Genomic DNA, 21806 nt, shown 5'->3' with positions numbered 1-21806 from the left:
ATGACGAATGCGGTCAAGACTCTCACCCATGGACGCGAACTGATCGCCTTCCGGATCGGCGACCAGGAGTTCTGCGTGAACATCATGTCGGTCAGGGAAATCCGCGGATGGACCCAGGCGACGCCGATGCCGCATGCGCCCGCCTACGTGCTCGGCGTGATCAACCTGCGCGGCGTCGTCCTGCCGATCGTCGACATGTCGCTGCGTCTCGGCATGAAGCCGGCCGAGCCGACGGTGCGCCACGTCATCATCGTCGCCCAGGTCGGGCCGAAGGTGGTGGGCCTGCTGGTCGACGCCGTTTCCGACATCCTGACCGTGACCGACGACAACATGCAGCCGACGCCCGACATCGCCAATGAATCGGAAAAGGCCTATGCGCGCGGCATCCTCGCCATCGAGCGCCGCATGATCTGCCTCATCGAGCTGGGTGCCCTGTTCCCGCATACCGAAAGCGAAGCCGCATGACCTATTCCCCGGCCATCGATGTCAGACAGTCCCCGGACGAGTGCCTGGCGAGCGGCGAATACCCGCTGACGCGCCGGGACCTCACCGAGATCGCGGCGATGATCTATGCGGATGCGGGCATCTACCTCAACGAGACCAAGGCCTCGCTCGTCTATTCCCGCCTGTCCAAGCATATCCGCCAGCTCGGCCTCAAGGGCTTCAGGGACTATTGCGCGCTCGTCTCCTCGCCGGCCGGCGCCACCGCGCGCAGGGAGATGCTCTCGCACCTGACGACGAACTTCACGCGCTTCTTCCGCGAGAACCATCATTTCGACCACCTGCGCACCGATGTCCTGCCGGAGCTTCTGGCCCGCGCGCGCAACGGCGGGCGCGTGCGCATCTGGTCGGCCGCCTGTTCCGATGGGCAGGAGCCCTATTCCATCGCGCTCACCGTGCTGTCGCTGATGCCGAACGTCGCCGACCTCGACTTCCGCATCCTGGCGACCGACATCGACCCGAAGATCCTCGCGATCGCCCGCAGCGGTGCCTATGACGCGACGGCGCTGGAGACCGTCAGCCCCGCCATGCGCAAGCAGTTCTTCCGCGAGACGGAGGCCGGCGGCCGGCAGAAATGGCAGATCGACGACCGGGTCAAGCGGCTCATCACCTTCAACGAACTGAACCTGATGGCCCAGTGGCCGTTCAAGGGTCCGTTCGACGTCATCTTCTGCCGCAACGTCGTCATCTATTTCGACGAGCCGACGCAGACGCGGATCTGGTCGCGCTTTGCCGGCATGCTGGCCGACAACGGCCATCTCTATATCGGCCATTCCGAGCGCGTCTCGGGCGAGGCGAAGAACCAGTTCGACAATATCGGCATCACCACCTACCGCTACACCGGCAAGTACAGGAGGGGCGCATGATGGCACCTGCGCGCGTCCTCGTCGTCGATGACTCGGCGACCATGCGCGGCCTGATCACGGCCGTGCTCAATGCCGATCCGGAGGTGGAGGTCGTCGGGCAGGCGGGCGACGCCATGGAAGCCCGCAACGCGATCAAGCAGCTCAACCCCGATGTCGTGACGCTCGACATCGAGATGCCGAACATGAACGGCCTCGAATTCCTCGACAAGATCATGAAGCTCCGGCCGATGCCGGTCATCATGGTCTCGACCCTGACCCAGCGCGGTGCCGAAGCCTCGCTGATGGCGCTGGAGATCGGCGCCTTCGATTGCGTCGGCAAGCCGCAGCCGGGCGATATCCGCCCCTTCGGCGACCTCGTCGAGAAGGTGAAGGCCGCCGCCCGCTCGCAGCGCCGCCATGTCCGCGCGGACGTGCCGGCGCCGGTGCCGGCCGCCGCCAGCGTCCATCCCGTCACAGGCTACCGGCCCGGCCGCAGGGTCATCGCCATCGGGGCGTCGACGGGCGGGGTGGAGGCGCTGATCACGGTGCTCCAGAAATTCCCGGTCAACTGCCCGCCGACGGTCATCACGCAGCACATGCCGTCGACCTTCACCAGGAGCTTCGCCGAGCGGCTGAACCGCCTGTGCGCGCCGGTGGTGGAGGAGGCGACGGACGGCGCGCGCCTGGAGATCGGCAAGATCTACCTTGCGCCCGGCGGCGAGCGTCACTTGCAGGTTTCCAGCCCGAACGCACCCTGCTGCCGGCTGGTGGAACGGGATCCGGTCAACGGCCATCGCCCCTCGGTGGATGTGCTGTTCGATTCGGTGGCGGAACTGGCCGGGCGCAACGCCGTCGGCGTCATCCTGACCGGCATGGGCCGGGACGGGGCGGCGGGCTTGCTGAAAATGCGCCATGCAGGGGCGCGGACAATCGGCCAGAACGAAAAAACCTGCATCGTATATGGAATGCCGAGAGTGGCTTTCGAGCTGGGTGCCGTCGAGCATCAGTTTCCGCTCTCCTCCATAGGGGAGGAAATCTTGAAGATCACTGCGGCCCGTAGAGAAGGGAGCGAATAATGTCTATCGCTGAAAAAATCAAAGTACTCATCGTCGACGACCAGGTGACGAGCCGCCTGCTGCTGGGCGATGCCCTCCAGCAGCTCGGCTTCAAGCAGATCACCGCGGCCGGCGACGGCGCGCAGGGCATGGCCATCATGACCCAGCAGCCGCACCACCTCGTCATCTCCGACTTCAACATGCCGAAGATGGACGGCATCGAGTTCCTTCAGGCGGTTCGGTCCAACCCGAACACCAAGAAGGCGGCCTTCATCATCCTGACGGCCCAGGGCGACCGCGCGCTGGTGCAGAAGGCGGCGGCGCTCGGCGCCAACAACGTGCTGGCCAAGCCCTTCACCATCGAGAAGATGCGGGCGGCCATCGAGGCCGTGTTCGGGGCATTGAAATGATCGCAGACGCCGGGGCGCGCCGCGTCCATGTCATTCAGGGCGAATACAAGGTCGTCAACGACCCGAATGTGGTGCTCACCACCATTCTCGGTTCGTGCGTGGCCGCCTGCATGCGCGACCCGGTCATTGGCGTCGGTGGCATGAACCACTTCCTGTTGCCGGGCTCCGCCGAGGCCATGGCTTCTGGCGGCGATGCCACGCGCTATGGCGTGCATCTGATGGAGCTTCTGATCAACGGCCTCCTGAAGCAGGGCGCGCGCCGCGACCGGCTGGAGGCGAAGATCTTCGGCGGGGCGCGGACGATCGCGCGGTTCTCCAATGTCGGGGAGCAGAACGCTCGCTTCGCGCGGCAGTTCCTGATGGACGAAGGCATCAGGATCGTCGGCGAGAGCACGGGCGGCGAGCACGGGCGCAAGCTGGAATACTGGCCATCGACCGGCCGGGCCCGGCAATATGCCCTGACCGGCGTCGAGACGCAGAAGACGGTTGCGCTGGAGCAGCAGCGGCCAGCCCCCGTCGTGCGGCCGGCCGAAAGCTCGATCGAATTCTTCTGAGCGGGCGTTTCGCCCGGCGGAAGCGGGAATACGAAGTTCAAGTGCGTTGCCGGCCGCATTGCCGACCGACGCCGCGCGGCGAAAGAGGGTAACCATGCAAGCCGAGTATCTGAGTTCAGCGACTGCCATGGAGGAGACCCTTCCGGATGTCCTGATGCGGGTCGTGTCCGAACTGCACGACGTCGCCTACCTCATCGAGCGCATCGAGCCGCAGCTTGCGGCCGTCCACGCGGACACCGCCGAGCACGCGGCCGAGCGCATGATGGTGCTGCAGGGCATCGACCTTGCCGTCCAGAAGACGCGGGGGCTCGCCGAGTTCATCGACACGATCACCGGCAGCATTCCCGCGAGCTGGATCGTCGACGTCACGACGGCGCTCAACCTGGTGAAGCTTGCCGACATGCAGAAGGCGCTCGGCAACGGAATGCGCCACGGCCACTCCCAGCCGATCGGCAAGGCGGCGGGCGACTTCGAGGCTTTTTGACGGTTTGCGCAATATGATCAGCCTGTTCGGCGGCGCCCCCGGGGCGCCGTCCGCGTTTGTGCCGGCCGTTTTCGGTGCGTGGGCACGAAATGCTCGCGCAAGTTTCACGCTCTAGTCTCCAGGCCGGATCAGTTAGGTCCGCGTATTCCATGGGGCAGGTCGGTGCGTGCGGAAATGTACCGGCCCCGCCTCACGAGATTGAAAATGCGTCTGATCGCGCCGGCATCGTAGGCCGGCGCCCAGGCGACTAGTCCGTGCGGGAACAGAATGAATCTGTTGGAACAGTTGACGAAAGTCTACAGGAACCTGGCTTCGCTGGGGCAGGCGAAGCTCGCGATGCTGGCGGGAGCCGCCGTCGTCTCGGTCGGCCTGGTGCTCGCTGCCGGGATCCTCGTGAACAAGCCCGCCTATGAGACGCTTTACGTCGGACTTGAAAAGGCCGACCTCAACCAGATCGGCATGGCGCTCGCCGAGGCCAATATCGACTTCAACAACGGTACGGACGGATCGAGCATCGCGGTTCCCGTCGGCCAGACGGGCAAGGCGCGCCTCTATCTCGCCGAGCGCGGCCTGCCGAGCAGCGCGAATGCCGGCTACGAACTCTTCGACAAGGTCGGCTCCCTCGGCCTCACCTCCTTCATGCAGGAGGTGACGCGCGTGCGGGCCCTCGAAGGCGAGATCGCCCGCACCATCCAGCAGATCAACGGCATCGCCGCCGCCCGCGTGCACATCGTGATGCCGGAGCGCGGCAACTTCCGCAAGGCCGACCAGGTGCCGACGGCCTCCGTCATGATCCGCGCCAGCGCCCAGGCCGGCCGCGAATCGGCCGGCGCGATCCGCCATCTCGTCGCCGCCTCCGTTCCGGGCCTGGAAGTGGACGGCGTGACGATCCTCGATTCGGCCGGCCAGCTCCTCGCCTCCGGCGACGATCCGGAAAACGGCGCGGTCAACCGTTCGCTGACGGCGGTGCAGACCGTCCAGGGCGAAATCGAACGCAATATCGAGAAGGCACTCGCCCCCTTCCTCGGCATGGATAATTTCCGCGCCAGCGTCACGGCCGCGCTGAATACCGATACGCAGCAAATCCAGGAGACGGTCTACGATCCGGAATCGCGCGTGGAACGCTCCACCCGGGTGACGCGGGAAAGCCAGAAATCCAGCCAGCACGCCGCCAACAAGGCGACGACCGTCGAGCAGAACATCCCGCAGGGCGGCCCCAAGGGCGACGGCAGCGGCCCACAGTCCAACGACGAGGCGGACAAGAAGGAAGAGCAGACCAACTACGAGATCAACAGCAAGACCGTCGCCACCGTTCGCAACGGCTTTGCCGTCGAGAAGCTGTCCGTGGCGGTCGTCGTCAACCGTGCCCGCGTCGCCGCCATGGTGGGCGAGCCGGCCGACCAGGCGAAGATCGACGCCTATATCGCCGACATGCAGAAGATCGTCTCCTCCGCCGCCGGCCTCAATGCCGACCGCGGCGACGTGGTGACGATAACGGCCATGGAATTCCTCGATCATCAGCTTCTCGACCAGGCCGTGCCGGGACCCGGCATCATGGAAGTGCTGACGCGCAATCTCGGCGGCATCATCAATGCGCTCGCCTTCGTCGGCGTCGCCTTCCTGGTGGTCTGGTTCGGCCTTCGCCCGGCGATCCGCTCGGTTACCGGCGGCGGTGCTGCGGCCGGTGCCCTGGAAAGCGATGCGGCCGGCCTCGAACTGCCGGACTTCTCGCCCGCAGCGGGCATCGGCGGCCCCGGCGCCACGCTCATGGACGGCTTCGGCGCGGACTTCGGCTTCGACAGCACGGACGACCTGCTCAATGCCAGCGACGACAGCGAGGGCACCTTCAACCGCCGCGTCAAGGAAGGCCCGGAACGCCGCCTCGGCCGCATGGTCGAGATCAGCGAGGAGCGCGCCGCCAAGATCCTGCGCAAGTGGGCGGTGGAAAAGGAAGCCGCCTGACGGCTCCGCCACGGGCTAGGAACAACTGGACGCGGCCGGCGACGGTCGCGTCCTTTGTTTTGTGGCCGCTTCAAATGCGCCGTTTTTTTGACCTGGCGTGTCGCTTTTCGGCAACGCCTGACCTGCCTGTTCGCAGAAAATTTTACGCATGCGCGCCCCGGCGGATGGCGGGCGCGTTCACGGCCGCGTGATCGCCGAAAAAAGTTTACCGCTGCCAAGCAGCCGTAAACGTGGCGGCGAAAGGCAGGCCCTCCTCACGCGAACCGCGCCGCGCGCATCGACCGTTTCCAATATTGTATGGTTAACAGAGACTTAACCTGAAGTCGTTGCCGGCCTTCCTGCACAGCGCCGAACGCAAATCATCGCGGCCAAATCGACTCACAGATGCCGGCAAAAGTAAATCCCGAGAAGATGCCGGTGGTTTTTAGCGAAGACAGATGTACACTTTAGTTACTGATTCGCTTGGTGATTCTTGCCGATGCGGCCTGACCGGGGAGGGTTCGGACGGTTCCGAGCCCTTGGCGGGAAGGAGGCATGGATCTCCGTTCGGAATCGGAACAGGGGGCTATCATGGAAACGATCCGGTCGGAAGGCGCGGCCCGGGAATCCTATGGATTCTCAGCCGAGTCGGGTGAGCGTAAGAGTGCGCGTGAACGTTTGGTTCAACACCTCGGACGCTGTGCGGATCGCGCCAGCCTTTCCGCCGGTCTCAGGGCGCTGACCGATTATGTGAGCGCCTCCCACTTTCTTCTCGTCCGTCACGACGCCTCGCCCGAGGCCGGCCTCGAAGCCGTGGTCGGGTCGGACTGGCCGTTCGATCTGGTGCGTTGCATTGCCGCCACCATCGTCGCCAGCCAGTCGCGCATGGGCGAGCTGGATAAGTGCCTGACGCTCCTCAAGCCATGCTTCAGTCACCTTGCCGACGACGTGGCGGTGCCGGCGGGCATCAGCCGGGAATATTGCATCATCGCCTTCCATGTCGGCCGGGTGCGCATGTCGCTGCTGCTTCTCTTCCCGGAGCATTTCATCCTCTCCCAGAGCAAGCTGCGCGATGTCGGCGTCATGACCGGCTATTTCGCGAGCGTCTGCTGCAAGGGTGCGATCCTCAGGCACGACCGGGAGATGGAACTCACGGAGCGCGAGATCGAATGCCTCTACTGGATCGCCGAAGGCAAGACGAGCGACGAGATCGCCGTCATCCTCGGCATCTCGCGCAACACGATCAACAATTACATCACCAGCGTGATGCGCAAGACCGCGACGAAGACCCGGTCGGAAGCGATCGCCTGGGCCGTTCGCAACAGCCTGGTCTGAGGAGCGCGTCATGGATATCCAGCTTCCCGCCTCCGCAACCCTGGAGACGGAAATCCGGCTCGCGCGGCCGGCCAAGGCCACGCGCGCATCCGATTTCGTTTCCCGCCTGCAGGTGATCCAGACGATCCTCGGCGCCCAGCATTTCGCGGTGCTGCGCCTCACCGGCCACGGACTGCCGTCCGCCCGAAAGCTCACCCTCTCGCTCCATAACTGGGGCCAGGACGTAGACGGCAACGCCCGCGCGCTTATCGAGGCCTATGGCGCGGCCATGCTCGCCCATCTCGAAGTCTCCATGCTGCCGCTGATCTGGGAAGGGGCAGGAGACAGCCACTTCGCCGAATCGGGCGCGGCCCCCTTCACCGAGCGCCTGCCCGCGCGGCTGGTGCCCTGGTCGGGCATGGCCTTCCCGGTTCGCCTCGGCGCGCATGGCAACGGCTATGTCGTCTTCCTCGGCACCTTCATCGCGCCTTCCAGCGATCTCGTCGTCGACATGCACATGAAGAGCTGCCAGGTGCTGATCGACATGCTGGCGAGCGAGGAGAAGAAGCTGGCACCCTCCGAGGCGCTCAGCGAGCGCGAGATCACCTGCCTCCAGATGGCGGGCGATGGTTGCATATCCGAAGCGATCGCGGAGAAGATGGGCCTTTCCGTGCACACGGTGAACGCCTATCTCGGCACGGCGACGACCAAGCTCGATGCGGTGAACCGCATCCAGGCGATCGCGAAGGCCATCCGCCTCGGCTATATTACCTGACAGGGCAGGGGCCGGCCGTCTTCCGCCGCCGGGCAAGCCGGGGGCGACGGAGCGGGCGCGTCTTCCAGCGTTCAATGGGCGAGATGCGACGACGGATCGGTCTTCACGTACCGCGCTTGCGCGAGGCTCCTGCGCAGGAAGGCGGTGTTGTCGTCGGGATCGGCGGACGGATCGTTGAAGGCGACATGGGTCACCTCCACGCCGGCCTTGTCCTTCTGCAGGAGAAGCTTCGCATAGACGGTCACGCCCTGGGGGCGCAGTTCCATGTCCAGCGTCACTTCCGGCTCGGTATCCCAGTCGAGCCGATAATCGCCGCCGGCGCCGAAATTGACCGTGCCGGGCAGGAAATAGAGCTCGGCCGCCGAAGAGACCAGGTCGGCAAGGTTACCGTAGCACTCGAAACGCAACAACGAGACGAGGTCGGCCGCGTCGAGCAGTCTGAGCTCGGTGGCGACCGGGCAGATTGCTTCGGCAACAATCTTCTCGCGCTCGGCGGAGTAGGTGCATTTTCTCATCGGATCTAGTTTACCCGTCTGGTCTGGGGCGAAGCTGCGTAAACCCGGTGAATCAGCTCCGCCACGGCTTTGTAGAACACCGGCGGAATCACACTATCCACCGAGACTTGCGCAAACATTGAGCGTGCGAGCGGTGGATCCTCGAAGACGGGGATTCCGTTCTCCTCGGCGATCTCGCGAATCTTGAGCGCGATGAGGTCCTGGCCCTTGGCGACGACGACCGGCGCATCGCCCTCTTCGCGCACATAGCGAAGCGCCACGGCGAAGTGCGTCGGGTTGGCGATGACGAGGGTCGCGCGCGGCACGGCCGTCATCATGCGGCGGCGGATGCGGTCGCGCTGGATCGAGCGCATGCGGGCCTTGACGATCGGGTCGCCCTGCGCCTGCTTCATTTCCTCCTTGACCTCCTGCTTCGTCATCATCAGCTCGGTGAACCAGTGGTGGCGGGTCCAGGCGAAGTCGATGCCGGCAATGAGGGCGGTGGCGAAGAGGACGATCAGCAGCACCTTGTTGACATCGGAGGTCATCATGTAGAGGAGCGCGGCGGGCTCGGAGAACATCGTGTCGAGCGAGGCGAAATAGTTGCCCCGCATGGCGAGCGCCACGACCAGCGACACGAGGAGGATCTTGATCAGCGACTTGCCGAACTCCACGAGGCCCTGCTTGCCGAACAGACGCCCCAGTCCCTTCATCGGATTGAGCCGGCCGATCTGCGGCCGCACGCGCTCCAGCACCGGGCTCGGCAGGTTCTGGAAGACCGAGGAGGCGATGCCGAACAGCATCATCATGGCGAGGATGGGCAGCAGCAGCTTGCCCGCTTCCCAGCCGAGATGCCGGAAGATCGCGATGACGTCGGTGCCGGACTTGAGGTTCCAGGCCTCGGGCTGCTCGAAGAAGTCGCGCAGCGTCTCGTTCATGCGGGAGACCCCGTCCGGCAGGAAGAAGACGAGGAAGAGATAGATCGCCAGCGTCGAGGCGAAGATCGTGATCTCGCGCGAGAAGGGCGTATTGCCCTTTTCCATCGCGTCGCGAATCTTCTTCTCGGTCGGGAGTTCTGTTTTGCTGTCCTTGTCGTCGTCCGACACGTCGCGCTCCCAGGGCAAATCCGGCAAAAGGCCGAGCGGCTTTGCGTTTGCCAACGAAAACGGCCCGAACCCCCGTCAGGAGATTCGGGCCGCTGATACGCTCGGCTTGCGGCCTTGTCGTGTCAAGCCGGATCAGGCCGCCTGCTGCTCCCCGGCCGTCTCCTTCAACTGGATTTGCCCGGCGGCGGCAAGGCGGATGGCTTCCTGCGTGATCGAGCGGCGGGCGATGGCCACCTCGCGCGGATTGACGCCCTGGTCGCCGGCGGCAAGGTCCGACTCGATCATGCGGCGCTGGCGTGCGCCGATGGCGGACAGGACCGCCTCGCGCAGTTCCATCGAGGCCCCGCGCAGCGCAGCTGTGATGATGTCGCCCGCGACGTCGTTGAACAGCGACACCCGGCTTCTCTGCGGCATGAGGAGCACGTCCTCGAAGAGGAAGATCTTCGGGCGCACCTTCTTGACCGATTCGGTCGAGACCGTTTCGAGCGAGGCAAGCATCTCGTCGACCTGCGACTTGTCCAGCTCGTTCATGAGGTCGGCGACCTTGTTCGTGCCGATCGAGTTGCGCTCGGCATCCAGCGCGTTGATCATCTCGATGACGCGCGCCTCGACGATCGCCGTCGCCTTGGGGCTCGCATCCTTCAGGTTGACGGTGCGGTTGATGATGTCGGGCCGGTTGGCCTCGGGAATTTCGAGCAGCACCTTCGCGCCGAAGGACGACGGCATCATCGACAGGATATAGGCGATGGTCTGCGGATGCTCGTTGAGCAGGAAGCCTGCCACGAAGACCGGGTCGGCATCCTGCAGGCGGTCCCAGATCGTGTTCTCGTAGGCCTGGAAGGCGGCGCGGCGGCCGAGCAGGCCGTCCACCTCGTCCGGCGTCAGGCCTTCCTCAAGGATGCCTTCCATCATCTTGGCATTGTCCATGAGGCCCGCGCCTTCGGTGAACAGGTCCTCGAACTCGTTGACGAGGTCGATCAGTTCATGGGGCGGGATGGCGCGCAGGTTCTGCGCGGCGGCGATGATCTGCTGCAATTCGCTCTGGGTGAAATATTTCAGCAACTTGCCGGCGACGCCCTTGCCCATGGCCAGAAGGACGGCTGCTGCCTTCTCGACCTGCGACAGCGGTGTTCCGACCGCCGTGGACGTCCCGAAATTTTCGAAATCCATCATGGATTTATCTCCCTGAACCCTCGACCGGGTATCAGATCTTGCGTGTACTCTTTACTTCGATGAGCTTGACCCCGAAGCGGGTGTCGTCGTTTTCCAGAACGGTGATCTCGCCGCGGCCGATCACCCGGCCGTTGACCATGACCTCGACCGGCTCGCCGATGCGGCGGTCGAGCGCGATGGTGGCGCCCTCGCTGAGGTTCATGAGACTGGAGACCTGCATCTGCGACGAGCCCAGAACGATCTGCAGATCGATCGGGATGTCCATGATGAGGTCCATGTTGGACTGCATGGCGCTGCCCGGGCGCTGCGCTTCGCGCGGTTCGGCGGAAAAATCGCCGCCGGCGCCGAAGTCGGATCCGGCAAAGCCGGTATTCGCGCCGAAATCCGTCGCCGCCGCGCCGCCGCCGAAGTCCGAACCGCCGAAATCGCCGCCGAACGCGGCGAGCGGATCGTCCGCCCCCCGTGCCGGAAAATCGGTGTCGATCCCGCCGGAGGCATCCTTCTGAAGAACGCCGCGCAGGTCGTCGATCGCCTGTTCCAGCTCCTCGTCGCCGGCGTTGATGGAAGACATGATGTCGTCAGCGATGGGTGTTTTCTTCGGTGCCATAAGCCCACTATTCCATTCGAAACTTGCCTGAGGCGTGCCGCTTCACAGGCTTCACGCGCAAAACTATCCGATGATGTGCTGGAGAAGATCGTCCTCCGAGCCGTAGGTATCCTTGACGCGGACCGTGTAGCGGGCACCTGACCGGCCGAATTCGCAGACATAGAGGTCGCGGCCGTTCGCATTCACCTCCACGCGCACGTCGCCCGCCTCGTTGAACGGGATGATGTCGCCGGCCTGCAGCCTGCTGATCGTGTCGAGGGTCTGCGCTTCGAGGTGGATGCGCGCCTCCAGCGTCACCTTGGAGCGGCGGACCTGCTCGCCGAGCTGCTCGCTCCATTCCGCACGCGTCTTCGGCGCATTGGCGGGCGTCGGCGCGGTGACGGTCGACTTCAGCAGCACCTCCTGCGGCACGACGACATGGAAGGTCGAGAGCACCGGCCCGATGCCGACGGCCATGTTGACCATGGCGACGAAGGTGTCGTCCGAACCGTCCTCGGCGGCCTTGCGGGTTTCCGCATTGTGCGCCGGGCCGAGGAAGGGCTCGAAGCCGTTCGCGCCGCGCACGGCGGTTTTCAGGACGCCCGAAATGCGGTCGAACATCATGGCCGCGAGGTCGAGCTCGATCTTGGAGAGCGGCCGCGGCTCGGGATCCTCGATGGAGTTGCTGACGGCGCCGAGCATGTTCTCGACGAGAGTGATGATCAGCGGGCTGTCGCAGATCAGCGTGAAGTGCTCGCACCAGTCGCGCAGCGAGGCATCGCAGAAGGCCATGGCGCCGCCGAGGCCGTTCGTCACCTCGCCGTACTTGCCCGTCGCAAAGCCGGCATAGGACACGGCGACCTCGAAGCCGAGTTCGCTTTCCAGCATGTCGGGCAGGAAATCGGCGAAGACCTCGCCGAGGCTGGCGCAGAGCCGGGAGATGGTCGCCTGGTCGCCGAGCTTGCCGGTGAGCCGGGCGAGGACGGTCGGGTCCATGGTCGGAAGATGTGTCACGGTTGCTGCGCTCATGGGTCAGGCCGCCTTCGAATCGCCGCCGCCGCCGGGATTCATCATCTCCTGCTCAACCGCGTCGATCGACGGGCGCTCGTAGGAGGAGATGGTCTTGCGGCCGTATTCCAGCGCCACCTGCGGCACGGATCCGTTCATGTAGGCGAGCAGCGTCTGCTTGACGATGACGTAGAGCCGGTTCTGCTTCTCGCGCACGACCTTGATGTTCGCGGTGATCGGCGCGACGACCGAATAGGACAGGAAGATGCCGAGCATGGTGCCGACGAGCGCCGAGCCGATGAGCCCGCCGAGGACTTCGGGCGATTCGTTGATCTTGCTCATGGCCTTGATGACCCCGAGGACGGCCGCGATGATGCCGATGGCCGGGAAGGCGTCGCCCATCGTGGTCATCGCCTGGTAGGGCTTCATCTTGTCGCGCGTGATGGTCTGGATCTCCTCGTCCATCAGCGCCTCGATCTCGTGGGAGCGGGCATTGCCGATGATGATGAGGCGGACATAGTCGCAGATGAAGGCGGTGAGCTCCTTGTTCTTCAGCACGGTCGGGGCGGACTGGAAGATCGGCGATTCCTCGGGATTGTCGATATGGGCTTCGATCTCGTTGCGCGACTTGGTGCGCAGGTCCCGCATCAGGCTGTAGAGCACGCCGAGCGTATCGAGATAGTCGCGCTCCTTCGGCACCTTGTGCTTGAAGGCCTCGCCCAGCGCCTTGCCCGTCTCCTTGATCACCTTCATCGTGTTCGCCACGATGAAGCCGCCGACACCGGCGCCGCCGATGATCATGAGTTCGAACGGCTGGTTCAGCACCTCGACGTGCCCGCCCATGGCCATGAAGCCGCCCAAGACGCAGCCGATGGTGACGATGAGACCGATAATGATGTTCATGAGCGCAGGTGTCCCGACACAATTCTGACCGTTCCGGGATACGGTTCCAGCCTTGCGTGAAGCTGTACCTCACGGCGGGTTAACGGATCAGGTTCGCGCAAGCAAAACCCGTGAAGATCGTGGTTCAAAACGGACATCCATGTCGTCCCGAACCCGATCGGCAGCCCATCGTGACCACCACCTATACGAGCTACAAGCTGATTTCCGCCGACCTCTCGACGTCGCTGAAGCGCGTCTCGGAGCAGCCGGACGTCAAGCGCGAGACGGAATATTATCTTTCGAAGATCGGCGGCATAAAGTCGGTCGACGCGTTCTTCGCCGACGACAGGCTCTACAACTACGTGATGAAGGCGCATGGCCTTGAGGACATGGCCTATGCCAAGGCCTTCATGCGCAAGGTGCTGACCGAGGGCATCGACGACAAGGACGCCTTCGCCAACAAGCTCTCCGACAGCCGCTACAAGGAACTGGCGGAATCGCTCAACTTCGCCCGCCACGGCGAACTCGCCACCACCTTCGACCGCGCCCAGAAGGGCGTCGTGGACAAATATGCGCGCGAAACCCTCGAAGTCAGCGCCGGCGAGGACAATACGGGCGTGCGGCTGGCGCTCTATTTCGAGCGCATGGCCTCCTCGATCACCTCGGGCTATTCCATCATCGCCGACGACGCGCTGGCGCAGGTGGTCCGCACCGCGCTGCAGCTTCCCGCCGAATTCGCCGGCACGGACGTCGACCGCCAGGCCGCCCATTATGAAAAGGCCATCGACCTTGCCGATTTCAAGGACCCGTCCAAGGTCGGCAAGTTCCTCGAGCGCTTCACCGCGATGTGGGAACTGGAGAACCCGTCGGGCAGCTACGATCCGCTCACGGTGTTCAAGTCGTCGAGCGTTACCGGCATCTCGACCGACCTCCTTCTTTCCATCAACAACCTGAAACTCGGAGGTCGCTGAGATGCAGACCGGGCTCTATGTATCGCTTTCGTCCCAGATCGCGCTCGACCGCCGCATGGCCACCCTTGCCGACAACGTGGCGAACTCGACGACGGTCGGTTTCCGCGCCACGGAGGTGAAGTTCAACCAGGTCGTCAGCGACCAGAAGAATGCCGACGTCGCCTTCGTCTCGCAGGGCGAGGAGTTCCTCTCGGCGCGCAACGGCGGCCTGACACAGACGAACGGCCAGCTCGATTTCGCGATCCGCGGCGAAGCCTGGTTCCAGGTGGACACGCCGGCCGGTCCCGCGCTCACGCGCGACGGCCGCTTCACGCTGACGGAGGCCGGCGACCTCGTGACGCTGAACGGCTATCCGGTGCTCGATCCCGGCGGCGGTCCGATCCAGATCGATGCGAATGCCGGCCCCATCACGCTCAGCGCCGACGGCCAGCTCAACCAGAACGGCCGGCCGGTCGCCGCGCTCGGCATTTTCGAGGCCGACCTCTCGGGCGGCTTCGCGCGCGCCGGCAACAGCGGCATCATCACCACCATCCCGCCGCAGCCGGTGACCGACCGCGTCGATGCCGGCGTGGCGCAGGGCTATGTCGAGGAATCCAACGTCAACGCCATCGCCGAGATGACGCAGCTCATCCAGGTCACCCGCGCCTTCGAGAATATCGCCGCGCTGATGCGCAGCAGCGAGGATTCCATGAACGAGGCGATCCGCACGCTCGGGGGCAGCAAGTAAGCGATGGCGATGGCGGAAGGTGCGATGGCGAAAGAGACCGGCGCTCCCGAGGGCGGGCGCATGCTGAATGCCCTGGCGGGACTGGTGCGGCGCTATTCGACGCCGGAATTCTCGGTCGCCCACGGCGGCCATGTGCAGACAATCGCGGCCGGCAACTATACCGTCGGCGGCCTGTCGCGCCATGTGCGCCTCGGCGAATTCGTCGCGCATAAGAGCGCCACCGGCATCCATCTCGGCGAGGTCGTCCGCGTCGAACCGGAAACGGTGGTCGTCTGCCCCATCGAGCCGGGCGAGCCGATCGGCATCCACGACACCGTCATCCGCAAGGGCGCCTTCCGCGTTGCGCCGACCGCCGCCTGGTGCGGCCGCACGATCAACGCGCTCGGCGAGCCCATCGACGGCCTCGGGCCGCTGGTGCAGGGCGACGTGCGCCGGTCCATCTCCAACACCGCCCCGCCGTCCATGACGCGCAAGCGCGTCGAGAAGGGCTTCCAGACGGGCGTGCGCGCCATCGACATCTTCGCGCCGCTCTGCCTCGGCCAGCGTCTCGGCATCTTCGCGGGCTCCGGCGTCGGCAAGTCGACGCTGCTGTCGATGCTCGCCCGCGCCGACGCCTTCGACAGGGTGGTAATCGCATTGGTCGGCGAGCGCGGCCGCGAAGTGCGCGAGTTCATCGAGGACACGCTCGGCGACAACCTCGCCAAGTCCGTCGCGGTCGTCGCGACCAGCGACGAGAGCCCGATGCTGCGCAAGATGGCGCCGCTGACGGCCGTCACCATCGCCGAGCATTACCGCGACCAGGGCGACAACGTGCTGCTGATCATCGACAGCGTGACGCGCTTTGCCCACGCGATCCGTGAGGTGGCGACCGCCTCCGGCGAGCCGCCCATCGCCCGCGGCTATCCCGCTTCCGTTTTCACCGAGCTGCCGCGCCTCCTGGAGCGCGCCGGGCCGGGCGCGGAGGGCGCCGGCACGATCACGGCGATCATCTCGATCCTCGTCGACGGCGACAACCACAACGACCCGATCGCCGACTCGACGCGCGGCATTCTCGACGGCCACATCGTCCTGGAGCGCAGCCTTGCGGAAGAGGGGCGCTACCCGCCGATCAACCCGCTCGCCTCCATTTCGCGCCTCGCCCGCAAGGCCTGGACGCCGGACCAGGAGAAGCTGGTCTCGCGGCTGAAGGCGCTGATCCACCGCTTCGAGGAAACGCGGGACCTCCGCCTCATCGGCGGCTACCGCCCCGGCGGCGATCCCGACCTCGACATGGCGATCAAGCAGGTGCCGATCATCTACGAGGTTCTCAAACAGGCGCCGGGCGAAAGACCCGCCGGCGATGCCTTCGCCGATCTCGCGATCGCGCTGAAGAACGCGGCAGGGCAGGGCGCGGCGCCGGCCGTGCGGAGGGGATGACAGTGACGGATTCCGACGCAGACGAGACCATCCATCCGCTCCGGCGCAAGGAGCGCGGCCGGCGCTACAGCTCCGGCGACAAGCTCATTGTCGGCGCCGGCGTGATGCTTGCGGCCGGTGCGGCGTTCTTTCCCTGGTACGTCTTCCTCAACCCGGAAAAGTTCTCGGTGCCGACGCTGTGGCAAGGCACGACCCGCAACCTGCCGGAAATGCCGGGCAAGCAGGTGGTGAGCGTCTCGCCCGCCGCCATGGTCGACGACGACAAGGATCCCGCCCCCGCCAGCCTCGACCCGGTCGCCACGGCCACCACGTCCGGGCTCGGCGCGGAAACGTCGCTCGGCGCGCCGGTGGAGACCGGCCTCGACCAGCCGCTGCCGGCCGATTCCGGCTTCCGTCTGATGCATGTGGCCAACGGCCGGGCGTTGATCGAGGACGCCCGCGGCATGTATATCGTGCGCGTCGGCTCGATCCTGCCGGACAACAGCCGCCTCGCCACGCTGGAGCAGCGCGACGGCGCCTGGGTCATCGTGACCTCGAACGGCGACGTCATCAAGCGCAACTGAGAGACGGCCTGCGCGCCGTCCCGATTCGCCCGGCCTCCCGCGGCTGGCCGGCTGCGCGCCGCGACGCGCAGCCTCGTCTTTTATTTCCCCGGAAATTCAGGGGCTTGCCGGCAGGCCGCCGGCAATGCAAGTCCCACGCAAGATTGGCTCCGTAGGTTCACCGCGAACAAGGATGGAGCTTGTCATGCAACCGATACAACTGTTTGAACTGGCATCGAAACAGGCCGAATGGCTGGCCGTCCGCCAGAGCGTGGTTGCAGGCAACATCGCCAATTCCAACACGCCCGGCTTCAAGGCGAAGGACGTGACCCCCTTCCAGTCGGTGCTCGAGACGACGGGCATCCGCATGGCGGCGACGCAGCCCGGCCACTTCACCGAAACCGAAATGGCCAGCCGCGTCATCGAGACCCGGCCCACCGAGGAAATCGGCGTGCAGGAGTCGGGAAACACAGTCGGCCTTGCCGAGGAACTCATGAAAGAGGGCCAGGTCAAGCGTGAGTTCGAGTTGAATGCCGGCCTCGTAAAGGCCTTTCATCGCATGATGCTGATGACAGTCAGAAGGTAAGAAATGGATCCGCTCGTAGCTTCCCTGAAAGTTGCGGCCTCGGGTATCGAGGCGCAGTCCACCCGCATAAGAATCGTTTCGGAAAATCTCGCCAATGCCCGTTCGACGGGCGACACGCCCGGCGCCGATCCCTTCCGCCGCAAGACCGTGACCTTCTCGGCCGAGCTCGACCGCGCGACCAACGCCTCGCTCGTCCAGGTCTCGCGCCTCGGTGTCGACGAAGGCGACTTTTCCAGCGAGTACGATCCCGGCAACCCGGCGGCAGACGAGAAGGGCTTCGTCAAGATGCCGAATGTCAACGTGCTGGTTGAAATGGCCGACATGCGGGAAGCCAATCGCTCCTACGAGGCGAACCTCCAGAGCATCAAGCAGTCGCGCGACCTGATCAGCGCGACGATCGACCTCCTGAGGGCCTCGCAATGATCGACAGCATAAAGAGCATAAACGGCCTTCTTTCCGGCAGCGCCCTGACGGGCGTCGAGACGGGAAGCGCGAATTCCGTCTCCGCTGCCGCCGCGCAGGGAACGGGCTCCCAGGTGAGTTTCGCCCAGATCATGGGCGACATGGCAAGCGACATGGCGAACACGGTGAAACTCGGTGAAGCCAAGTCCTTCGAAGCCATCCAGGGCAAGGCATCGACCCGCGAAGTGGTCGACGCCGTCATGAACGCCGAGCAGACGCTGCAGACCGCCATCGCCATCCGCGACAAGGTCGTCACCGCCTATCTCGAAGTCGCAAGAATGCAGATCTGAGGACCGGACATGAAAGCCCTTGCCATCGCCGCCACCGGCATGAACGCGCAGCAGACCAACCTCGAAGTGATCGCGAACAACATCGCGAACATCAACACGACCGGCTTCAAGCGCGCCCGCGCCGAGTTCTCCGACCTGCTCTACCAGACCGAGCGCGCCGCAGGCGTGCCGAACCGCGCCAACCAGGCGGTCGTGCCGGAAGGCGCGATCATCGGCCTCGGCGTGAAGACCGCGGCCGTGCGCAACCTACACCTCCAGGGCGGCCTCGTCTCCACGGGCAACTCCTTCGACCTGGCGCTGATCGGCCGCGGCTGGTTCCAGATCGAGGCGCCGGACGGCTCCACGCTCTACACCCGCGCGGGCGCCTTCAACACCAATGCGGAAGGCCAGCTCGTCACCCTCGACGGCTACACGGTCGTCCCCGGCATCACGGTGCCGCAGGATGCGACCGAGGTCACCGTCACCAAGTCCGGCCAGGTCTTCGCGACGGTCGCCGGCCAGCAGCAGGACCTCGGCCAGATCACGCTTGCGAACTTCGTCAACGAGGCCGGCCTCGAGCCGCTCGGCGAGAACCTCTTCCGCGAGACCGCCGCCTCGGGCGCGGCCACCGTCGGCGCGCCCGACGAAGCGGGCTTCGCCTATATCCAGCAGAACTACCTCGAAGCCTCGAACGTCGATCCCGTCAAGGAAATCACCGACCTGATCTCCGCCCAGCGCGCCTACGAAATGAACTCGAAGATCATCCAGGCGGCGGACGAGATGGCGGCGGTGGTCAGCAAGAACCTGAGATAGCAACCGGACATGCGGGGAACATGATGTTTCGCCTGATAGCAGCCCTTCGTACGGGAAAGACCCTTCCGGCGCTTCGGTGCGCGGCCCTTGCCGTGCCCGCCGTGCTCCTCGGTCTTCTCGTGGCCGACGCGGCCCTTGCCGGCGTGCGCACCGCCGTCGTGCCGAAGCGCGTCATCTATCCCGGCGAGGAACTCGATGCGGGCCAGCTCGAGGAGGTCGAGGTCACCAACCCGAACATCGTGAACGGCTACGCGGAGACCATCGGCGCCGTCAACGGGCTGGTGAGCAAGCGCACGCTGCTGCCGGGCCGGGTCATCCTCACCTCGGCGCTGCGCGAGCCCTTCGCCGTTTCCCGCGGCACCACCGTCCAGCTCGTCTTCGACGCCGGCACGCTCGTGCTGCGCGCCGCCGGCACGCCCCTGCAGGATGCCGCGGTGGGCGAGTTGATCCGCGTGCGCAACAAGGATTCGGGCGTCATCGTCTCCGGCACGGTCATGGCGGACGGAACCGTACATGTGGTGGCGAAATGATGCAGTCCATTCTATGCCGCGCCGCTGTCGTTCTTGCCTGCCTGATGCTGGCCGCGGGGCCTGCCCTGCCGGCCGCGCGGATCAAGGACGTCGCCTCGCTCCAGGCCGGCCGTGAGAACCAGCTCATCGGCTACGGCCTCGTCGTCGGCCTCCAGGGCACGGGCGACAGCATGCGCTCCTCGCCCTTCACCGAACAGTCCGTGCGCGCGATGCTGCAGAACCTCGGCATCTCGATGGTCGGCACCCAGACGCGCGCCAAGAACATCGCCGCCGTGCTCGTCACCGCCAACCTTCCGCCCTTCGCCAGCCCCGGCAGCCGCATCGACGTGACCGTCGGCTCGCTCGGCGATGCGACGTCGCTGCGCGGCGGCACGCTCGTCATGACCTCGCTTTCCGGCGCCGACGGTCAGATCTATGCCGTCGCCCAGGGCTCGATCGTCGTCACCGGCGTCAGCGCCAGCGGCGATGCGGCAAGCGTCCAGCAGGGCGTGACGACCGCCGGGCGCGTGCCGAACGGCGCCATCATCGAGCGAGAACTGCCCTCGCGCTTCAAGGACGCCTCCGATCTCGTCCTGCAACTGCGCAACCCCGACTTCTCGACCGCGGTCGGCATGGCCGACGCGATCAACCGTTACGCGGCCGCCCAGTACGGTGCGCCGATCGCCGAATCGCGCGATTCCCAGTCCGTCTATGTCGCCAAGCCGAAGATGGCGGACCTTGCCCGCCTGATGGCCGACATCGAGAACCTCGTCGTCGAGACGGACGCGCCGGCGCGCGTCGTCATCAACGAGCGCACGGGCACGATCGTCATCGGCCAGGACGTACGCATCTCGCCGGTCGCCGTCAGCTACGGATCGCTGACCGTGCAGGTCAACGAGATGCCGCAGGTGGTCCAGCCGGAGCCCTTCTCCAAGGGCGTGACGGCGGTCCAGCCGAGCACGGACATCCTCGTCCAGCAGGAAGGCGGCAACGTCGCCGTGCTCGATGGCTCCAGCCTGCGCTCGCTGGTCTCGGGTCTCAACAGCATCGGCGTGAAGCCGGATGGCATCATCTCCATCCTGCAGAGCATCAAGACGGCCGGTGCCCTCCAGGCGGAACTGGTGCTGCAATGATGACAGGCATGACCCTTCCCACCCTCGCGCGCAGGCTCGCCTTTCCGCTGGCCGGCTTCGTCATGATGGCCATTCCCGGCGCCTTCGCCGAGGAACGCCCCGTGATCACGACGACCAATGCCAGCGCCGACGAGATCCGCGAATTCTGCACCAACATCGCCGATGCCGCGCGCGACCAGCGCTACCTTCTCCAGAAGCAGGAACTGGAGAAGCTGCAGAAGGATGTCGACGAGCGCATCCGGACGCTGGAAGCCCGCCGCGCCGAGTACCAGGACTGGCTGAAGCGCCGCAACGATTTCCTGAAGTCCGCCGAGGGGGGCCTCGTCGAGATCTACCGCAAGATGAAGCCGGATGCCGCCGCCGCGCAGCTTGCCGAGCTCGACCCGGAGATCGCCTCCGCCATCGTCATGAAGCTGCCGCCGCGCCAGTCGAGCACCATCCTCGGCGAGATGCCGGCCGACAAGGCCGCGGCGCTGACCCGCATCATCGCCTCGGCGACCGATCCGAACACCTCAAAGGACCCGTCATGAAAAAGACCGCCTTCGCACTCTCCGTCGCGCTGGCCTTGTCGGGCTGCTCCAACCAGGCGCTCACCGAGATCGGCAAAGCACCCGCGATGAGCCCGATCGGCAGCGGCCTGAACTACGCCGCGACCCCGCAGATGGCGGCCTATCCCAAGCAGCCGCGCACGGCGGTCTCCGGCTATTCGATCTGGAGCGACCAGCAATCGGCGCTCTTCAAGGATTCGCGCGCCTTCAAGGTGGGCGACATCCTGACGGTCAATATCCGCGTCAACGACAAGGCGAGCTTCGACAACAAGACCGACCGCTCGCGCAGCAACAAGAGCGGCATCAATTTCGGCCTCAGCGGCTCGACCGCCAGCAGCAGCGTCGACGCCAAGGGCGATCTTGGCTTCGGCTCCTCCACCAGCACCAAGGGCGACGGCTCGACCGAGCGCTCGGAAAAGCTGAACCTGCTCGTCGCGGCCGTCGTCACCGGCGTCATCGAGAACGGCAACCTGCTGATCAGCGGCTCGCAGGAGGTGCGCGTTAACCATGAGCTGCGCATCCTCAACGTCGCCGGCATCGTGCGGCCGCAGGATGTCGATGCCAACAACATGATCGCCTACGAGCGCATCGCGGAAGCCCGCATCTCCTACGGCGGCCGCGGCCGCCTGACCGAAGTGCAGCAGCCGCCATGGGGCCAGCAGGCCGTCGATCTGCTCTCGCCGATCTGACGATCTCGGCACA

General features: G+C 65.4%; 27 protein-coding genes. 21 read left to right on the top strand and 6 right to left on the bottom strand.

Going from position 1 to position 21806, the window contains the following annotated elements:
* From L0976_RS19855 to visR, 9 genes are all read left to right on the top strand, one after another.
* Positions 1-465 carry a chemotaxis protein CheW gene (locus L0976_RS19855; protein ID WP_203317557.1) on the top strand — a complete coding sequence of 155 codons (465 nt, stop codon included), beginning with the start codon at positions 1-3 and terminating at the stop codon, positions 463-465.
* Positions 462-1367, top strand: coding sequence for a protein-glutamate O-methyltransferase (gene cheR, locus L0976_RS19850; protein WP_234188953.1), 906 nt, complete (start codon positions 462-464; stop codon positions 1365-1367). Before L0976_RS19855 ends, cheR begins: the two co-directional genes overlap by 4 nt.
* Entirely contained in the window at positions 1364-2422 is a 1059-nt protein-coding gene (cheB, locus tag L0976_RS19845) for a chemotaxis response regulator protein-glutamate methylesterase (protein ID WP_203317559.1), read from the top strand. The genes cheR and cheB overlap by 4 nt, the downstream gene beginning before the upstream one ends.
* On the top strand, positions 2422-2811 hold the full coding sequence (locus L0976_RS19840) for a response regulator (RefSeq protein ID WP_203317560.1): 390 nt from the start codon (positions 2422-2424) through the stop codon (positions 2809-2811). The genes cheB and L0976_RS19840 overlap by 1 nt, the downstream gene beginning before the upstream one ends.
* Positions 2808-3365: a chemoreceptor glutamine deamidase CheD gene (gene cheD / locus L0976_RS19835; RefSeq protein ID WP_203317561.1), complete on the top strand. Its 558-nt coding sequence runs from the start codon at positions 2808-2810 to the stop codon at positions 3363-3365. Before L0976_RS19840 ends, cheD begins: the two co-directional genes overlap by 4 nt.
* A 94-nt stretch (positions 3366-3459) precedes the next feature.
* Positions 3460-3849, top strand: coding sequence for a hypothetical protein (locus L0976_RS19830; protein WP_234188952.1), 390 nt, complete (start codon positions 3460-3462; stop codon positions 3847-3849).
* Positions 3850-4116: 267 nt separating this feature from the next.
* Positions 4117-5811 (top strand): flagellar basal-body MS-ring/collar protein FliF, encoded by a 1695-nt coding sequence (fliF, locus tag L0976_RS19825; protein WP_203317563.1) that lies wholly within the window; start codon positions 4117-4119, stop codon positions 5809-5811.
* 570 nt (positions 5812-6381) lie between these two features.
* Complete coding sequence (visN, locus tag L0976_RS19820) at positions 6382-7125, top strand: transcriptional regulator VisN (protein ID WP_203317564.1); 744 nt, start codon at positions 6382-6384, stop codon at positions 7123-7125.
* Between the two features lie 10 nt (positions 7126-7135).
* Positions 7136-7879, top strand: coding sequence for a transcriptional regulator VisR (gene visR, locus L0976_RS19815; RefSeq protein WP_234188951.1), 744 nt, complete (start codon positions 7136-7138; stop codon positions 7877-7879).
* 71 nt (positions 7880-7950) lie between these two features.
* Here the strand turns inward: visR and L0976_RS19810 are convergent, their stop codons facing one another.
* From L0976_RS19810 to motA, 6 genes are all read right to left on the bottom strand, one after another.
* Positions 7951-8394: a hypothetical protein gene (locus tag L0976_RS19810; protein WP_203317566.1), complete on the bottom strand. Its 444-nt coding sequence runs from the start codon at positions 8392-8394 to the stop codon at positions 7951-7953.
* 5 nt (positions 8395-8399) lie between these two features.
* Positions 8400-9479 (bottom strand): flagellar biosynthesis protein FlhB, encoded by a 1080-nt coding sequence (gene flhB / locus L0976_RS19805; RefSeq protein ID WP_370577004.1) that lies wholly within the window; start codon positions 9477-9479, stop codon positions 8400-8402.
* Between the two features lie 132 nt (positions 9480-9611).
* A complete protein-coding gene (gene fliG / locus L0976_RS19800) occupies positions 9612-10652 on the bottom strand; it encodes a flagellar motor switch protein FliG (protein WP_203317568.1) in 1041 nt (346 codons plus the stop codon).
* A gap of 31 nt (positions 10653-10683) precedes the next feature.
* Positions 10684-11259: a flagellar motor switch protein FliN gene (gene fliN, locus L0976_RS19795; RefSeq protein ID WP_234188950.1), complete on the bottom strand. Its 576-nt coding sequence runs from the start codon at positions 11257-11259 to the stop codon at positions 10684-10686.
* Positions 11260-11322: 63 nt separating this feature from the next.
* Positions 11323-12267, bottom strand: coding sequence for a FliM/FliN family flagellar motor switch protein (locus L0976_RS19790; protein WP_234188949.1), 945 nt, complete (start codon positions 12265-12267; stop codon positions 11323-11325).
* A gap of 3 nt (positions 12268-12270) precedes the next feature.
* Positions 12271-13149, bottom strand: a complete 879-nt coding sequence (motA, locus tag L0976_RS19785; protein WP_203317571.1) for a flagellar motor stator protein MotA — start codon at positions 13147-13149, stop codon at positions 12271-12273.
* A 170-nt stretch (positions 13150-13319) separates the two neighbouring features.
* Here motA and L0976_RS19780 point away from each other — a divergent pair, with 170 nt between their 5' ends.
* The 12 genes from L0976_RS19780 (at position 13320) to flgH (ending at position 21793) form a co-directional block, all read left to right on the top strand.
* Positions 13320-14099: a DUF1217 domain-containing protein gene (locus L0976_RS19780; protein ID WP_203317572.1), complete on the top strand. Its 780-nt coding sequence runs from the start codon at positions 13320-13322 to the stop codon at positions 14097-14099.
* Between the two features lies 1 nt (position 14100).
* Positions 14101-14826, top strand: coding sequence for a flagellar basal-body rod protein FlgF (flgF, locus tag L0976_RS19775; RefSeq protein ID WP_234188948.1), 726 nt, complete (start codon positions 14101-14103; stop codon positions 14824-14826).
* Positions 14827-14850: 24 nt separating this feature from the next.
* Entirely contained in the window at positions 14851-16242 is a 1392-nt protein-coding gene (gene fliI, locus L0976_RS19770) for a flagellar protein export ATPase FliI (protein WP_370643751.1), read from the top strand.
* Positions 16239-16805: a flagellar protein gene (locus L0976_RS19765; RefSeq protein WP_234188947.1), complete on the top strand. Its 567-nt coding sequence runs from the start codon at positions 16239-16241 to the stop codon at positions 16803-16805. Before fliI ends, L0976_RS19765 begins: the two co-directional genes overlap by 4 nt.
* A gap of 184 nt (positions 16806-16989) precedes the next feature.
* Complete coding sequence (gene flgB, locus L0976_RS19760) at positions 16990-17370, top strand: flagellar basal body rod protein FlgB (RefSeq protein WP_203317576.1); 381 nt, start codon at positions 16990-16992, stop codon at positions 17368-17370.
* A 3-nt stretch (positions 17371-17373) separates the two neighbouring features.
* Entirely contained in the window at positions 17374-17793 is a 420-nt protein-coding gene (gene flgC, locus L0976_RS19755) for a flagellar basal body rod protein FlgC (protein WP_234188945.1), read from the top strand.
* Entirely contained in the window at positions 17790-18122 is a 333-nt protein-coding gene (locus L0976_RS19750; RefSeq protein WP_234188943.1) for a flagellar hook-basal body complex protein FliE, read from the top strand. Before flgC ends, L0976_RS19750 begins: the two co-directional genes overlap by 4 nt.
* A gap of 9 nt (positions 18123-18131) precedes the next feature.
* Complete coding sequence (flgG, locus tag L0976_RS19745) at positions 18132-18914, top strand: flagellar basal-body rod protein FlgG (RefSeq protein ID WP_234188942.1); 783 nt, start codon at positions 18132-18134, stop codon at positions 18912-18914.
* A gap of 20 nt (positions 18915-18934) precedes the next feature.
* Complete coding sequence (flgA, locus tag L0976_RS19740) at positions 18935-19444, top strand: flagellar basal body P-ring formation chaperone FlgA (RefSeq protein ID WP_234188941.1); 510 nt, start codon at positions 18935-18937, stop codon at positions 19442-19444.
* 44 nt (positions 19445-19488) lie between these two features.
* A complete protein-coding gene (locus tag L0976_RS19735; RefSeq protein ID WP_234189016.1) occupies positions 19489-20556 on the top strand; it encodes a flagellar basal body P-ring protein FlgI in 1068 nt (355 codons plus the stop codon).
* On the top strand, positions 20556-21086 hold the full coding sequence (locus L0976_RS19730; protein ID WP_234189014.1) for a MotE family protein: 531 nt from the start codon (positions 20556-20558) through the stop codon (positions 21084-21086). The genes L0976_RS19735 and L0976_RS19730 overlap by 1 nt, the downstream gene beginning before the upstream one ends.
* A complete protein-coding gene (gene flgH / locus L0976_RS19725; protein WP_234188940.1) occupies positions 21083-21793 on the top strand; it encodes a flagellar basal body L-ring protein FlgH in 711 nt (236 codons plus the stop codon). The genes L0976_RS19730 and flgH overlap by 4 nt, the downstream gene beginning before the upstream one ends.
* Positions 21794-21806 lie beyond the last annotated feature (13 nt).

Source organism: Shinella sp. NM-101, assembly GCF_021401195.1.
Lineage (GTDB): Bacteria > Pseudomonadota > Alphaproteobacteria > Rhizobiales > Rhizobiaceae > Shinella.
This window is presented reverse-complemented; position numbering and strand designations above follow the sequence as displayed.